A 15,075-nucleotide genomic window follows, 5' to 3' on the forward strand; every position below is an offset into this window, starting at 1 on the left:
CTTCGCCGCCTACCTGCGCTTCCTGGCCTTCGACTGCGGGATGCCCCGCCACGGTATTGGGTCCGAGACATCCGCAGCCGAGCACTGCGCCCACGCAAGCATCAACCGGCTTCCTCTGGGGCTGGGTCCGGCTGCTCGGCCGCCGTCTCGACGGCAGCGACCTGCTGCACGAAGAAGCCCCGGGGCAACCCGGCTGGCGCGGACTGGCCTACCAACTCGGCACCATCCGCACGACGCCACCCGGGTTCAACTGCGTACTCGCCGACTCCGATACCAAGCGGGAGGAGGTCGACACCGCCCGTGACCTGCGCATGTACGCAGCGACGCTCGCCACCGACTTCGCCCGAGACCAACGCGAACGCCAGGCGAAGAACGAACGCGGCGAACGGGCCGGCGACGGAGGTGCCTGGGCGCACAGCACCCTGCACGACTGGCTCGCTTCCTGGGCCGCATGGGTAGGGGCCAACTCACCATTCCACGCGCGACTTGACCCGGTCACGTGGAGATCCATCGCCGTGCAACTCTCGGTCGCGCGGTCCGTCCCATTGGGCTTGTCACCATTCGGCTCGACGTAGAAACAGACGGCTTCCTCGTCCCGAAACAGCGAGCCCAGCGTGTCACTGGTTCACCGTGTCGAAGGGCTCGTCGTGCCAGCGCCAGCCGGCGGTGCCGTCATCGTGGATATGCAGCATGAACTCAGCAACCGGGCTGCCGTCGGGAAACGTCATGGTGAGCGCGCTGCGGATCTGGGCGTGACAGGCGTCTGCCTGCTCCCACTCCTCCTCGTCGACGGCCCGCTCTTGCTCGGCAAAGAGGGGACGGAACTCTTCAAAGCCAGGAAGTGTCTCGACTTCGGCGAAAGTCCAGGGCATGTCGGCACCGGTCACGGTCAGCCGGGCGATCTCCTGATCGCCTCGGTGGAGTCGCCAGATACTGCCGGTGGTCAGGTTCGGGTTGGTCATCTCCCCATGATGGCGATCACCTGCCAGGGCTCTCCAGCCAATCGGTGTACCACGTGCGGAAGTCAGGGCTCGTCGGTGTGAAGCCGCCCCAGTCCGGGTCGAATTGCCAGAGTTGGCCGGTTCGTGGGCCGTTCAGGATCAGTCGGGTGAAGATGCCGCAGCCCTGTTCGGCCAGCATGAGCGTGCCCCGGGTCAGTGCGGCGGCCGATGGGCCCGCGCCGAGCCGGCCGGGCAGGGGTTCGGTGAGGGGGAACGGCTCGGCGAGTCGGCCCGGGAGCCGGTCTTCCCGCCACTCGCCGTCCGCGGCCCACTCCTCGTCGGCCTCCGGGCGGGCGACGGTCAACGGCATCAGTCCGTGGGAGGGCCCGGCGGGGCCGTTGCCCACTTCCGCGACGAAAGACCGGTACGCCGACGGCAGTTCGATGCCATGGGCTTCCTCGAACGCTCGGATCTCCGCTTCCGGCAGCCGAGGCGCCAGCTCGTACCCGTGCGTGTCCGCCCCGAAGCGCTTCCGCTCCGGGTCCCGTGCTGCCATCTCCCGTAGCCGTGCGCGTACGCCGCCCCCGTCCCAGCTCTCCATCCGGCGACCGTAACAGGGACGTCCGCGAGCCCGGTCTGCCGCGCACTCAAGCCAGGAGGCCGCTCGGCGCCATGCCCCCGCGGTCCGGGCCCCGTTCGTTCTCAGGGCCGGTGGCCGGGGCCGGGGTCCTTGAAGGTGTGCTGGACGACGGTCCGGCCGTCGCCGATCACCCAGGGCGGCAACGCGGCCAGGACCTTCTTCATCTCGCTTCCCGTGGTGAGGAAGACCTGGTCGACCTGGACCTTGACGGGGCCGGTGCGGGCGATGTCCGCCGTGAAGCCCCCGGTGCGGTTGAGTACGTCGACGGTCGCTTCTCCCCCGTGGAAGGAGCGGCCGTTCACGCTGGTCACCGGGCCGGTAACGGTGATGCGGACGAGGTTGGCCCGGTTCGGGCCTATCTTGACCGTGAGCGGCCCTGCCAAAGAGTCCTTGGCGCTGAAGTCGACCGGGCCGGAGGGCACCGTCACGTGGTCGGACGTCACGAGGGCGCCGTCGTCGACCGGCAGTCCGGTACGTTTCGCGACCCGGTCGACCATGCCCAGCGCCTGGGGAGTGAGGAAGTCCCGGCCTTCCAGGGTGATCCGGGGCGTCTTGCCGTCCGTCTGTTCCTGGAAGGCGTTGACGAGTTTCGGGCGTTCGGTGTCGTAGGGCGAGACCAGGGCCGAGACGACCAGCCCGCAGACGGTGGCCGCGCAGGTCGCCCACACGAACCAGCGCGCTCGGCCGGCCCCCATCATGAGGGGCACGAGCAGGACCGCGAGCAGTACGGCGACGACGGCGGTGACGGCGCCGATCACGGGGTCCATGGGGACCGCGGTCGGCAGGCGTCCCATCATCGGTATCGCCAGGGACATCAGGTCCCGCGAGAACTCCGCGACCAGCACGCACTGGACGAGCGCGGCAACCGCCAGCGGAACCATCCACCAGCCGCGGCGCAGCAGCAGAGCGCAGCCCACGGCGACGGTCAGCAAGGTGCCGGCGGTCCACACCAGATAAGCGGGGCCGAACTCCAGCCAGGCGGTGACGACCGCGAGCACCGCCGCCGTGCACGCGTGGGCGAGCAGGGCGGTGCGGGCGCCGTCACGGCGGGCGGGATCGCGGCGCATCCGGCGGCGCCGGATCACGAGGTGCGGCGCCAGCGCGCCCAGGACCGCGAGAGGCAAGGGGAGCAGGTAGACCAGCCATGGGTGGGCGTACCAGGCGGCGGAGCCGCCCACCGCCCAGGCGACCACTCCCCCGAGCACGCCGGCCAGCAGGGCCAGGACGATGCCGAGCAGGGTCGCCGCCGCGGATGCCGCCACCTGCCCCGGTCTGATCCTCCAGCGGCGGCAGGCCAGCGCCACCAGCGGTGCCAGGGCGAGCGCCACGCACAGGGTCCATATCTTCATGGTCGTGGTCCCGATGGTCACCCACCATCGGGACGCCAGGTTGAAGTAGTACGGGGTGCGCTCTTGCGCCTTCAGGTCCGGCGTGTCCGCGATGTGGGTGGCGAGCCGGGTGGTCAGGTCGGTGATCGCCTGCGCCGAGCCGGGCTCGATGCGGGCGGTCCGGTCGAGCGGCGTGTGATAGGTGTAGCCGTCCCCGAAGAGCGCGTAGTCGAGTCCTGACCAGCCCTGCGCTCGCCATACCCGGCTGTCGGTGTCCGAGTTGATCAGCCCGGCCTGGAAGAGCCACTGGCCGAGGATGCTTCCGTAGGGCCGCGGTACGTCCCCGGCGAGGTCGACGAGTTCCCCGCCGTTGTCTCCCGCCTGGAAGAGGATGGGCAGTCCGCCGGAGCCCACCGCCTCCAGGTTGAGGAACCAGCGGACGTTCTTGGCCCAGGGGTGGTGGATGAAGCCGGCCGAGCCGGTGGCGCCGGCTTCCTCGCCGCCGTTGAACAGGTAGATGACCGTGTAGTGGTGGTGCGTGCGGGCGAGCTTCCGCGCGGCTTCCACCACGGCTCCCGCGTTGACCGCGTCGTCGGCCGCGCCGGTCCCTTCGAGGGCCGAGTCCACGTGGGCGTTCACCAGTAGGGCGTCGTCGCTGTCGCCGGGCTGGCGGGCTATCACGTTCCGCACGTCGTAGGCGATGTCGCGGTCGTGGAAGCGGTACGTTCCCGACGTCCGCTGTCTTTCGACCTCGACGCCGGGTATGGCGGTGAGGTCCTTGGCTATCAGGTCCAGTCCCTGGGAGACCTGCTGGTTGCCGAAGCGTACGCCGAGGTTCTCCAGCGCACCGGCGGTGGCGCGGGCCCCGCGTCCTTCCGCGTGGTCGGGGCCGGGCCGCACCGCCCAGTGGGCCAGCGCGAACGGCACGGCCACCAGCAGAACCACCAGGGTCCAGTGCGCGATCGACCGGCGCAGTCCCCGGCCGTCCGCCGGCCCGGGCCGTTCCGGGGTTTCGGGGGCGGTGTCCCGCGCGGTCAGATCGTCCGCAGCCATGTCCGCAATTCCCTCTCCACGGTTTCGGGGCGCTCCAGCGCGAGCGCGTGAGCGGCGTCCGGCACCCGCACCAGAGTGCTCTTGGGGCACTCTTCTTCCAGGGCGGCGGCCATGGCCTGGGTCCCGGTGGTGTCCGCTTCTCCCACGAGGACATGGACGGGACAGGCGAGTTCGGCCAGCCGCGTGGCGGCCGGCGCGTCGACGGCGGTGTGGTCGGGTACGTCGTCCTGCTGCTGGGCGTAGTTGGCCCGGGACATCTCGGCGATGCCGCGGCGCAGGGCCGCGCGCTCCGGGTCGGGGCCGCGGGTCGGGCCGTCGACGAGCAGCCGTGCCTCATGCGCGATGATGCCGTCGATCTCGCCCGCGCGGTCGGCCGCCTCGATGGCGTCCCGCAGCTTCTGCTCGGCGGCGGAGACCGGGGCGTCGAAGCCGGAGATGTCGGGCGCGGTCAGGAAGAGTCCGCGCACCCGGTCGGGATGCGCGAGGGCGAAGTCGAGGGCGATGCGTGCCCCTCGTGATTCGCCGATCAGCACCACGGGCCCCACGGCGTAGGCGTCCAGGACGCTGCCCAGGTCCTCCGTGTCGGAGTACGTGACGTCGGTCCGGGTCGTGGAGCGGCCGAAGCAGCGGCAGTCGTAGGCAATGCCGAACAGGTCGTCGTACGTCCCGCGCAGCAGCGGAAGCCACATCCGCGCGTGCGCGATGCCGGAGTGCACCAGGACCGCCGGGGGCGCGGTGGGCGAGCCGCCGCTCAGGGTGAAGAGGGCGCCGCCCGGTACGTCCACCATCCGCGTGTCGATGATCAGTCTCCCGTCGTGTACAGGTCGCGGCCGACGGCGCGTCCGGTGCCGTCCTGTTCGTGCTCCGGCGGATGCCGGCGCCCACCCCGCCACGTCCGGGGCGGCGCGCCGGGTACCATCGAACGTCCAGGGCGTCACATGCCCGCTTCGCCGGGGGCGGATGTCAGCAGATGGGGTACATCCATCCGTCCGGGTCGGGGACCAGCCCTCGCTGGATGCCGGTCAGCTCCGCGTGCAGCCGGGTGGTCACCGGTCCCGGGGAGCCGTCTCCGATGGTCCAGTCGCCCTCGCTGTCGCGCACCGCGCCCACCGGGGTCACCACCGCGGCGGTGCCGCAGGCGAAGGTCTCGGTGATGGTCCCGTCCTGGCTCTCGGTCCGCCACTGCTCCACCGACACCCGGTCCTCGACGGCGTGGAAGCCGCAGCCGGCGGCCAGCTTCAGCAGCGAGTCCCGGGTGATTCCCGGCAGTACGGTGCCCGAGAGGGTGGGTGTGACCACCTGGGTGCCGGGGCCGGCGCCCCTCACGAAGAACAGGTTCATGGCCCCCATCTCCTCGATCCACCGGCGCTCCGCGGAGTCCAGCCAGACGACCTGCCGGCAACCGGCCTCCGCGGCCTCGGCATCGGCCGCGTACGCCGCCGCGTAGTTCGCCCCGCATTTGATGTGCCCCGTGCCCCCGGGGGAGGCGCGGATGTGCCGCCTGTTGACGGCGACCGTGACGGGCTCCGGTGCGACGCCGAAGAAGCCCCCGGTGACGAACGCCATGAGGACGAACAGATAGGTGCGTGCCGGGCGCAGGGCCAGGCACGCTTCACTGGCGATGAGCAGCGGGCGCAGATACAGGCTCAGGCCCGGTGTGTCCGGCACCTGTGCGGCGTCCGCGCGGACCAGGTCCTCCATCGCCTGGAGGAACATGCTCTCGGGCAGTTCGGGCATCATGAGGCGCCGGGCCGAGTCCTGGAACCGCAGGGAGTGGTCGCGGGGGCGGAAGGCGGCCAGCGAGCCGTCCGCTCTCCGGTGGACCTTCAGCCCTTCGAAGACGTTCTGCCCGTAGTGCAGGCCCACCATGGCGGGATCCATGGGGATCGGTCCGTAGGGCAGCACCTCGGAGGCTCCCCAGCCGTCGTGGACGTCGTAGCGGATGACGACCATGTGATCGGTGAAGGCCTCGCCGAATCCGGGGACGGTTCCGGACGCGGTGGCGGGTCGGGTGGTCATGGTGGAGTCCTCTCGCGGAGCGCGGGCGACGGGGGGAGGAAGGGCGGGGCACCGGGCGACCAGGCCTCACAGGTGCGGCCCGGCCCGGCATGGTGCGAGGTGCGGGGTCCGGCGGTCGTGAGGGCGCGTCAGCACTGCCCGGCGGCCTTCCAGACGCGGACGGCTCGTGCCGGGCGGGACGGCGTCGCGGCGCCCGTCGTCCCGTCACCACGGCGGCGCGCTTTGTCGAAGAGCTTGCACAACACCGCGTCGAAGTACGCCGCCTGTCCCGGCCAGCCGTTGTCCGCCGCGCACTCGACGGCCGCGAGGAGGTTGGCACGCTCGGCCATCAGCCATCTGGTGCTCGCCGGCTGCTGTGCCGTCACGGGCGCGAGGGTCGGCGCGGCCGACACATCGGCCGTGAACCTCTCCGTCCACGGCGCGGGTTCGCCGACGGCCGCGGAGACCGCGCAGAGGTAGTGGTCGAGCAGCCTGGCCAGGGCGGCACGCCGCTGCGCGTCCGACTCGCCCTGCTCGGCCAGGGCGGCGGCGTAGCTGTGGAGCAGACCGTGGAAGACGTACCTGCCGGGCGCGTGCTGGAAGAGGAGATGCGCGTCCACGAGGTCTTCCAGAAGCTGGTGCGCCTCCCCCACCGTGGTGTCGGCGAGCGCCGCCGCGGCGTACGGCTCCACGTCGTGCCCGGGATGCAGGCTGAGACGGCGGAACATGTGCTGCTGCCTTGCGCCCAGTTGCCGGTACGACAGCTCGAAGGCGGCCGCGATGGTCTCGTGTCCCTCCCGCAGGCCGAACAGGCGCCATCGCTGGTCGCGCAGTCGATCCGCCAGATAGCTCATCTTCCAGCTGGGGCGTGACCTCATGCGGTTGCCGGCGATCCGCAGGGCCAGCGGAAGCCGGCCACAGTACTCGGCGATCTCCTCGGCCAGCGCGGTCTCCGCCTCGGTGAACCGCTCCGTGCCGACGATGTCGGTGAACAGCCGAACCGCGTCGGAGACCGGCAGCAGGTCGAGCCTCAGCGAGCGGGCGTTGGAGAGGCCGGAGAGGTCACTGCGGCTGGTGACGATCACGAGGCAGCCCGACGTGGCGGGTATCAGGGGCTCCACCTGCGCCACGTCAGCGGCGTTGTCCAGCAGTATGACGAACCGGCGATGGGCGAGCTGGGTGCGGAACAGCGCGGCCCGGTCGTCCACTTCGTCCGGGATGCGATGTTCCGGGACGTGGAGGGACCGCAGCAGTCGGTGCAGCGCCTGGGCCGGTTCGACCGGGCGCCTCCCCCTGCTGAACCCGTGCAGGTCGAGGAAGAGCTGGCCGTCCGGGCAGGCCCGGTGGAGCCGGTGGGCCCAGTGCACGGCGAGCGCGGTCTTGCCGACCCCGGCCATGCCGCTGATCACCGCGACCACCGTGGCGGCCGACCGCGCGCCGGGCGTGGATGGTCGCAGCAGCAGCCGCAGCCGGTCGCCCTCCGCCTCGCGGCCGACGAACGAGGCCAGGTCGGCCGGGAGTTGGGCGGGGGTGGCGGGGGCCGGCACCGGCACCGGTGGTGCGGCCGGTTCCGTGGCGGGCACCTTCACGGGGAGCGACAACGTCTCGTGCAGCCGGCGCATCTCCGCGGACGGTCCGACCCCGAGTTCGGTCCGGAGAGTGGCGCGCATGCGTTCGTAGGACCGCAGCGCGTCGGCCTGGCGGCCGGCCCGGTGTTCCGCCGTCATCAGCTGTGCCCACGTGCGTTCCCGCAGCGGATCGGCGTCGGTCAGCGCACGGAGTTCGCTGATCAGTTCCGTGTGTCTGCCACAGGCGAGATCGCAGTCGATGCGCGTTTCCAGTGCCGTCTGCCGCAACTCGGCCAGCCGCGCGACTTCGCTCTCCACGAGCGGCGGTCCCTCGATGTCGGCGAGCGCGGGTCCCCGCCAGAGGCTCAGGGCCCGCCGGAGCAGTTCGGCGGCCGGCCCGGGATTACCGCCGCGCAGTTCCCGGCGGCCCTTCTCGACCATGTCCTCGAACTGCCAGACGTCGGTGTCCTCGCAGGTCAGCGCGAGTTGGTAGCCGGGATTCCGGGTGACGACCACGTCTTTTCGATCATCATCCAGCGCGCGCCGCAGCCGGGTCACCAGCCCGTGCACTTGGTTTTTCGCTCCGCTCGGCGCGTCATCCGGCCACAGTTCGTCGATGAGCTGCCCGGTGGACACCATCTGATTCGCCCGTATGAGCAGGACGGCGAGCAGCGCTCGCACCTTGGCCGCACTCAGTCCCTGCCAGCTGGTTCCGTTCCAGAACTCCACGGTTCCCAGAATCCTGAACCGTATGCACGAGTCACCTGGCACCCCGTTGTCCCCTCCCGTCGCTGTCTGCGAGGGTAGCTGTCCGGCACAGTGGAAGAACAGTGGAAGAACAGAACTTTGTGGCAGGCTGCTGGGCGCTGACTCCGGGCCCTCGTAATTTCCCGTCTTCCCCAGATTGGATCATTCGTGTCCCACGTCGCAGGTCTGCCGACAACGCCACGATCAGCCGACGGGCTGTCCTCTTTCTACGAAGGCGCGCTCGACTCCCTCGAACTCTCCGATCCCCTGCTGTTCCAATTCCTCGGCGATGAGCTCCAGCGGCAGCGGGAAACCCTTGCCCTGGTGGCCTCGTGCAGCCCGGCCACACCGGCGGCGCTGCTGGCCGAGGGAAGCGTCTTCGCGAATGTAACCGCGGAGGGATATCCCGGACAGCGGTTTCATGCCGGCTGCGTGAACGTCGACAAAGTCGAGCAACTCGCGATCGAGCGGGCCAAGTCGGCATTCCGGGCGCAGTACGCCAATGTGCAGCCCCACTCGGCGAGCACCGCCAATCAGGTGGTGATGATGTCGCTGCTCAGCCCCGGAGATCCGCTGCTGGGGCTCGACCTCGACGCGGGGGGCCATCTCAGCCACGGCGCCGCCGTGAACGTGTCGGGGCGCACCTTCACCGCGTACGGCTACGGCCTGGGGACGGCCGGGCTGATCGACTACGACCAGGTCAGGGAGCAGGCGCTCGCGCACCGGCCGCGCCTCATCATCGCGGGCACGACGGCGTATCCGCGCACGATCGACTGGCCGGCGTTCCGCGAGATCGCCGACGAGGTCGGCGCCTATCTGCTCGCCGACATTTCCCATATCGCGGGGCTGGTCGTCGCCGGTCTGCATCCGTCACCGATCCCGCATGCCCATGTGGTCACGACCTGCACGCACAAACAGCTCTATGGTCCGCGCGGTGGCCTGATCCTGATGGGTGACTCCGCCACCATGAGACTTCCGAACGGAAAGACCCTCGAACAGACCATGCAGCGCGGTATATTCCCGCTGATGCAGGGGGCGCCCATCGTGAACAGCATCGCCGCCAAGGCGTATGCCCTGGGGGCGGCGACGACTCCGGCCTTCAGCGAGACGATGATCCGGATCCGGGAACTCGCGGCCACCCTGGCCAGGGAACTCGTCGGCCAAGGGATCCGGATCATGTCCGACGGCACCGACAACCACATCGTCGTCGCCGACGTGCTCTCCTCTCTCGGCATCACCGGTGTCGCCGCCGAAAAGGCACTCGAGGAGTGCGGGATCCTGGTCAACAAGAACCGGATAGCCGGAGACATCCACCCGCCCAGCGTGACCTCGGGCTTGCGCTTCGGCAGCAACGGCATGGCGGCGCGCCGTTTCGACACCGACGATGTCGCGGAGGTCGCCGGTCTGGTCGTCGAGTTGCTGACCGCCACGAAGAACCTGTCCGACACCGCTTACGAACTGCCGCCCGAGATACGCGCGGACGCCTGCCGACGGGTACGGAAGATATGCGACCGTCGGCCCATCGCCGGATACTGACCGAAGGGCAAGAATTCATGAACAATGTCGACCAGGTGCGACGGTATTACGCGTGCGTGGACGCCGGGAAGGTCGACGAACTCGTCGGCCTCTTCGCGCCGGACGCGGTATACGAGAGACCCGGATACCCGGAGATGAAGGGGCATTCCGCGCTCACGGAATTCTACGAAAGCCAGCGGATCATCGAATCCGGAGAACACACGCTCCAGCAGATCACGGCCGACGGAACGGACGTGGCGGTGCACGGCCGGTTCGCGGGACTGCTCAAGGACGCGCGCCGGGTGGAGCTGCGCTTCGCCGACTTCTTCACGTTCGCCGACGGACTGATCGCGCGGCGGACCACCTTTTTCTACACGCGGATGGTGTGACCGTGGCAGCCCTTCCCACCGCGGCCGAAACAAGCCCCGCACACCCCGGCGGGGCCTCGCTCCTGCACTCCGTGATCGACGGCAAGGAGGTCACCGGCGGGACGGCCTTCGCCTCGCGCAACCCGGCCCTGCTGGACGACGTGGTGGCCGACGTCCGGCTGTCGGACCCGGCGACCCTGCGGGACGCCTGCGCGGCGGCCCGCCTGGCACAGCCGGAGTGGGCCGCGGTACCGGCGCCGGCGCGCGGCCAGGTACTCGGCGCCTTCGGCCAGTTGGTGCGGGCGAACAAGACCGGTCTCGCCCGTCTGATCACCCGTGAGGTCGGCAAGCCGTACGCCGAGGCGCTCGGCGAGGTGCAGGAGGTCATCGACACCTGCGACTTCTTCCTCGGCGAGGGCAGGCGCCTGTACGGGCACACGGTGCCGTCGGAGATGCCGGACAAGCAGCTGTTCACCTACCGCGTGCCGGTCGGGGTCACGGCGGTCATCACGGCGGGGAACTTCCCGGCCGCCGTACCGTCCTGGTACCTGGTGCCGGCGCTGCTGTGCGGCAACACCGTGGTGTGGAAGCCCGCCGAGTACGCCGCGACGACGGCCCGCGCGCTCGCGGAACTCGCCTGGCACGCGGGCGTCCCGGCCGGTGCGCTCCATCTCGTGTACGCCGAGGGCGAGTCCACGTTCGAGGGGCTGGAGCGCGCGCTGGCCGAGGGGCTGGTCGACAAGGTCGGCTTCACCGGCTCCACCGCGGTCGGCAGGCGGGTGGCCGAACTGTGCGGCCGCTTCCTCCAGTCGCCCTGCCTGGAGTTGGGCGGGAAGAACCCGATGGTGGTCGCGGCGGACGCGGACCTGGACCTCGCGGTGGACGCCGCGTTGTTCTCCGGATACGGCACCGCCGGGCAGCGCTGTACCTCGCTGGGCAACGTGCTCGTCCACACCGACGTGCACAACGAGTTCGTGCGCCGGTTCGCGGACGCCGTCCGTGCCGCACCGGTCGGGGACCCCGCCGGCGAGGTCCTGTACGGCCCGATGCTGGACGAGCGGTTCGCATCGTCGTTCGAGCGCATCCTCGGCTGGATCGCCGACCACCACACGGTGCTCGGTTCGACCTCCGTCGGACGCATCACGGCCGAGGCCCCCCGCGAGGGGTTCGTCGGCGACCCGGCCAAGGGGCTCTTCTTCCACCCGGTGCTGCTGGACGGCGTCCGCGCCGACGACACCGTCTTCACGGAGGAGGCGTTCGGGCCGATCGTCGGGGTCGTCCCCTACCGGACACTCGACGAGGCGATCGCGCTCGCCAACGCGCCGGGTTACGGGCTGTCGTCCGCGGTGTTCACCCGCGACCCCCTGACGGCGTTCCGCTTCCGGCAGGGGGTCGGCGCAGGCATGGTCAGCGTGAACAACTCGACCTCGGGCGCGGAGGCGCACCTGCCGTTCGGCGGGAACGGCAAGTCCGGCAACGGGAGCCGGCAGTCCGGCGTCTGGGCGCTCGATCAGTTCACGCGCTGGCAGTCGATGAACTGGGACTTCTCCGGTGGACTCCAGAAGGCGCAGATGGACGTCGTCTCCATCGACCCCGATCCCGGATACCGGCTGCCGGCGCACTGGACGGCGCGGGAGTAGCGCGCCCGGCCCACCGGCACCGCATCCCTACGTGTCCCCGGGCGTCACGTGCCCACCGGTCGCAGGTGACAGGCCGCCACGAAGCGGGCGACCTCCTCAGCCTGTTCCCGCAGGTACATGTGACCGCCCGGCCAGACGCGTGTCTCGAACGCCCCGCGGCTCTGGGCCGCCCAGGCCGCCAGGTTCTCGTCCGTCACCTCGCCGTCGTCCGCTCCGCTCAGCGCGACGACCGGCGAGGTGAGCCCGGCCCCTTCCCGGTACCGGTAGGTGAGGGCCATCTCGTAGTCGGCGCGGAGACCGGGCATGAGGAGTTCCAGAAGCTCGGGCTGGTCGTACAGCTCCGGGGGCGCCGAGCCGTTCACCCGTATGTCGAGCAGGATGTCGGCGTCGGTGGGCGCGGGTCCGGCGGACAGCGTCTGCGGTGCGGACATCCCGGACACCACCAGGCACCGGACCGGGTGCGAGTGCGCCTGGAGGAGCCGGGCCAGTTCGAACGCGACAAGTGCGCCGAGGCTGTGCCCGAACAGGCTGGTCGGCCTGGCGTCCGCCAGGAGTTCGCCGGCCAGGGCGCGGACGAGCCGGTCCATGTCCCGGACGGGTTCCTCCAGCATCCGCTGCTCCCGTCCGGGCAGGTCGGGGACCCACAGTTCGACACCGTCCGGCAGCCATGCGGTCCAGTCCGCATAGGACAGCAGCCCGCCGCCGGCATAGGGCAGGCACACGAGACGGCCGGTTCCCCCGGCGGCGCTGAGCCGGCTGAGCCACGACATCGGTATCAGCTCAGCCGCGGACGCTGAGCGGGCGCATGTCGGTCCATACGCGCTCTATGTGGTCGAGGCATTCGTCCTTGGTGCCGGTGGTCCCTTCGAGGGCCCAGCCGTTGGGCAGCTCACGGTCGGTCCGCCAGATCGAGTACTGCTCCTCGTCGTTGACCACGACGGCGTACTGCTGCTGGGCGCTGTTGTCTGTCATCGTCCTGCCTTCGCAGAAGGGGTGGGTGCGGTGTCGAGAGAACGTGTCCGAAAAGCGAACACGGCGCTGGCGACCAGGCACAGCGCTCCGATCGTGGCGAGCGTGGCGGCGCCGGACGTCGCTTCGAGGGCGATGCCCGCGACGAAGACCGAGAGCGGCCTCAGCGCGAACGTCGCGACCTGCGCGGTGGTGGTGACCCGGCCGAGGAGCTCGTCCGGTGTGATCTCGGCGCGCAGCGTGGTGTAGAAGATGGCGGCCACGGCCTCGCCGGTGCCGGCGAGCAGCGCGGCGGCCAGGATCAGCGGCAGCGAGGAGGTGACGGCGAAGACCAGGAGGGCGACGCCGCCGATCGTCGTACCGGCGACCATGACGCGGGTCGAGGACCGGCGGAGCCGCGGGGTGAGCGCCGCGCCGACGATCGCCCCGACCGCGTAGACGGTGATGATCAGTCCGATGACCTGAGGTGGCCGGCCGAGGTCGGTCCGCACGAAGTAGGTGGCGCAGATGACCACCGGCGCCGTGCAGAAGGTGATGGCCGACCAGTACACCAGCACCGCGAGCAGCAGTCGCCGGCCGGCGATGAAGCGCAGGCCCTCCCGGATCTGCCGGCCCATGGGGCTCGGTCCGGATGGGTCCGGGGCCTGTAGCGGGCGGCGGATGAACAGCAGGGTGAACGCCGACACCGCGAAGGTCGCCGCGTCGACACCGATGGTCACGGCGCCGCCCACGCCGGCCACCAGCAGGCCGCCGAGGCTCGGTCCGATGAGGTAGCCGAGGGCGTTGCCCACCGACAGCAGGGAGTTGGCCCCGGCGAGCCGTTCGCGGCCGACGAGTGCCGGGACACAGGACAGGCAGGCCGCCTCGAAGACCACGAAGAGCACACCGACCGGCACGCTGATCGCGTAGAGCACCGGGAGCACCGGGAGGCCCAGCACCGCCGCCAGGGGGACCAGCGCTACCAGCACGGTGCGCCCGATGTCGGACCACAGCATCATGCGCCGCCGGTCGAACCGGTCGGCCCACGCGCCCGCGGGCACCCCGAGCACCAGCATCGGGAGCGTGGACAGCATGGCGATGACGCCCATGTGCATGGCCGATCCGGTCAGGGCGAGCACGAGCAGCGGCAGGGCGGTCTTGCTCAGCGAGTCGCCGAGCGCGGACGCCCCCTGCCCGCCGGCGAAGAGCAGGAAGTCACGGTCCCGCAGCAGGCCGGCGCTCGTGCCGGTGTCCTTCGCCTCGGCTACGACCAATCGTCCCAGTCCTTCGCGCCGGTGACGTTGTACAGGCCGCCCTTGAACTTGAAGTAGAGCTCCGCGATGAAGCGCTCGGGGATGCACCGGAGCCAGTCGAGCGCGTTGTCCTCGTTGACGACCTGGTGGCTGTAGGAGATCGAGGTGTCGAGGGCCTCGATCGCGTGCCAGTACCCGTTGGGTACGTAGAGCGTCTCCCCCGGGTGCAGGATCGTCTCCTCCACGACGACGCGGCGGAACCTCGGGTGCCGGTCCAGCGCGGGCCGCCGGTAGTCGACCTGGGCCATGCCGAACTGGCGGCGGAACGCGCGGGGGTACAGGCACTTGTACTGTTCCGGCGACACGAAGTAGCACCGCTTGCGGCCCAGGACCTGGCTCAGGTACGCCGTGGTCTGCATGCCGTCGCTGTGGAAGGGCGTGATCGTGCCCTTGCTGCCGACGAACATCACCGCGGCCAGCCGCGAGGACACGGTGGTGATCGGGGCGTCCTTGTCGCTGCCCCGGTTCAGCAGCTTCCTGGCCAGCCACAGCCCGAACAGGCTCGCCGGGTTGCGGGTCACCTTCGCCGGCTGGGCGGCGAAGCGGATGTCGGCCCAGTTGGGCGCGAGGGACGGCAGTTCGTAGTCGTCCTTGAGGCCGGGGTGGTGTTCGAGCATCCGATGCACCGGGTAGGCCCGCAGGTACTGCGCCTGCCGGGGGTTGTCGTTGCTCTCGATGCCGGCGAGCAGCTCGGACAGCCGCATGGGACGGAACTTGCCTATCCGGCCCAGGATCAACTGGGAGTCCAGGTCCTGGAGGTTGGCATGGACCTCCATGTCGCCGAAGTGCTTGCTGAAGTAGTCGAGGTCCCAGCGGCCCATCGCGGGCCAGTCGTCCATCAGCCCGGTGATGATCGCGGGGCGCCGCTTGTAGACGTACTCCTGGCGGAACTCCTCGGGGTCGGGGTTGTGCACCCGGTCGATGGCGTCGATCTTGAGGGTGACCTCGCTGGATATCGTCGGGGCAGGTGTCGCGTCACTGTCCCGCGTGTCGCTGACGCTCATTTTTCTCCTCCT

General features: G+C 70.3%; 13 protein-coding genes. 3 read left to right on the plus strand and 10 right to left on the minus strand.

Translation table 11 applies throughout. The features are described 5' to 3' along the window. Window positions 1-617 precede the first annotated feature (617 nt). The 6 genes from AB0927_RS31250 to AB0927_RS31275 form a co-directional block, all read right to left on the minus strand. Window positions 618-962 carry a hypothetical protein gene (locus AB0927_RS31250; protein WP_366671135.1) on the minus strand — a complete coding sequence of 115 codons (345 nt, stop codon included), beginning with the start codon at window positions 960-962 and terminating at the stop codon, window positions 618-620. A gap of 16 nt (window positions 963-978) precedes the next feature. After that, complete coding sequence (locus AB0927_RS31255; RefSeq protein WP_366671136.1) at window positions 979-1,542, minus strand: SMI1/KNR4 family protein; 564 nt, start codon at window positions 1,540-1,542, stop codon at window positions 979-981. Between the two features lie 101 nt (window positions 1,543-1,643). Beyond that, window positions 1,644-3,962: a M28 family peptidase gene (locus AB0927_RS31260; protein ID WP_366671137.1), complete on the minus strand. Its 2,319-nt coding sequence runs from the start codon at window positions 3,960-3,962 to the stop codon at window positions 1,644-1,646. Then, entirely contained in the window at window positions 3,944-4,750 is an 807-nt protein-coding gene (locus AB0927_RS31265) for an alpha/beta hydrolase (RefSeq protein WP_366671138.1), read from the minus strand. Before AB0927_RS31265 ends, AB0927_RS31260 begins: the two co-directional genes overlap by 19 nt. Window positions 4,751-4,925: 175 nt before the next feature. Beyond that, complete coding sequence (locus tag AB0927_RS31270; RefSeq protein ID WP_366671139.1) at window positions 4,926-5,981, minus strand: branched-chain amino acid aminotransferase; 1,056 nt, start codon at window positions 5,979-5,981, stop codon at window positions 4,926-4,928. A 128-nt stretch (window positions 5,982-6,109) separates the two neighbouring features. Next, a complete protein-coding gene (locus AB0927_RS31275; RefSeq protein WP_366671140.1) occupies window positions 6,110-8,257 on the minus strand; it encodes a BTAD domain-containing putative transcriptional regulator in 2,148 nt (715 codons plus the stop codon). Between the two features lie 186 nt (window positions 8,258-8,443). Here AB0927_RS31275 and glyA point away from each other — a divergent pair, with 186 nt between their 5' ends. Genes glyA through AB0927_RS31290 form a run of 3 tightly spaced genes read left to right on the plus strand, consistent with a single transcriptional unit; the run spans window position 8,444 to window position 11,798 of the window. Then, entirely contained in the window at window positions 8,444-9,811 is a 1,368-nt protein-coding gene (gene glyA / locus AB0927_RS31280; protein ID WP_366671141.1) for a serine hydroxymethyltransferase, read from the plus strand. A gap of 17 nt (window positions 9,812-9,828) precedes the next feature. Continuing rightward, window positions 9,829-10,179: a nuclear transport factor 2 family protein gene (locus tag AB0927_RS31285; protein ID WP_366671142.1), complete on the plus strand. Its 351-nt coding sequence runs from the start codon at window positions 9,829-9,831 to the stop codon at window positions 10,177-10,179. Window positions 10,180-10,181: 2 nt separating this feature from the next. Further along, entirely contained in the window at window positions 10,182-11,798 is a 1,617-nt protein-coding gene (locus AB0927_RS31290; RefSeq protein ID WP_366671143.1) for an aldehyde dehydrogenase family protein, read from the plus strand. Between the two features lie 44 nt (window positions 11,799-11,842). Here AB0927_RS31290 and AB0927_RS31295 read toward each other — a convergent pair whose 3' ends face one another. From AB0927_RS31295 to AB0927_RS31310, 4 genes are read right to left on the minus strand one after another with little or no spacing between them, the layout of a single operon-like run. Beyond that, entirely contained in the window at window positions 11,843-12,568 is a 726-nt protein-coding gene (locus tag AB0927_RS31295) for an alpha/beta fold hydrolase (RefSeq protein WP_366671144.1), read from the minus strand. A gap of 10 nt (window positions 12,569-12,578) precedes the next feature. Continuing rightward, window positions 12,579-12,770 carry an MbtH family NRPS accessory protein gene (locus tag AB0927_RS31300; protein WP_366671145.1) on the minus strand — a complete coding sequence of 64 codons (192 nt, stop codon included), beginning with the start codon at window positions 12,768-12,770 and terminating at the stop codon, window positions 12,579-12,581. Then, the gene (locus AB0927_RS31305; RefSeq protein ID WP_366671146.1) at window positions 12,767-14,020 is read right to left on the minus strand and encodes an MFS transporter; all 1,254 of its coding nucleotides are present in this window, start codon (window positions 14,018-14,020) and stop codon (window positions 12,767-12,769) included. Before AB0927_RS31305 ends, AB0927_RS31300 begins: the two co-directional genes overlap by 4 nt. Then, window positions 14,011-15,063, minus strand: coding sequence for a cupin-like domain-containing protein (locus AB0927_RS31310; protein WP_366671147.1), 1,053 nt, complete (start codon window positions 15,061-15,063; stop codon window positions 14,011-14,013). The genes AB0927_RS31305 and AB0927_RS31310 overlap by 10 nt, the downstream gene beginning before the upstream one ends. Window positions 15,064-15,075: the final 12 nt, after the last annotated feature.

Origin of the sequence: Streptomyces sp. NPDC048106, assembly GCF_040706415.1 — a bacterium.
Taxonomy (GTDB): Bacteria; Actinomycetota; Actinomycetes; order Streptomycetales; family Streptomycetaceae; genus Streptomyces.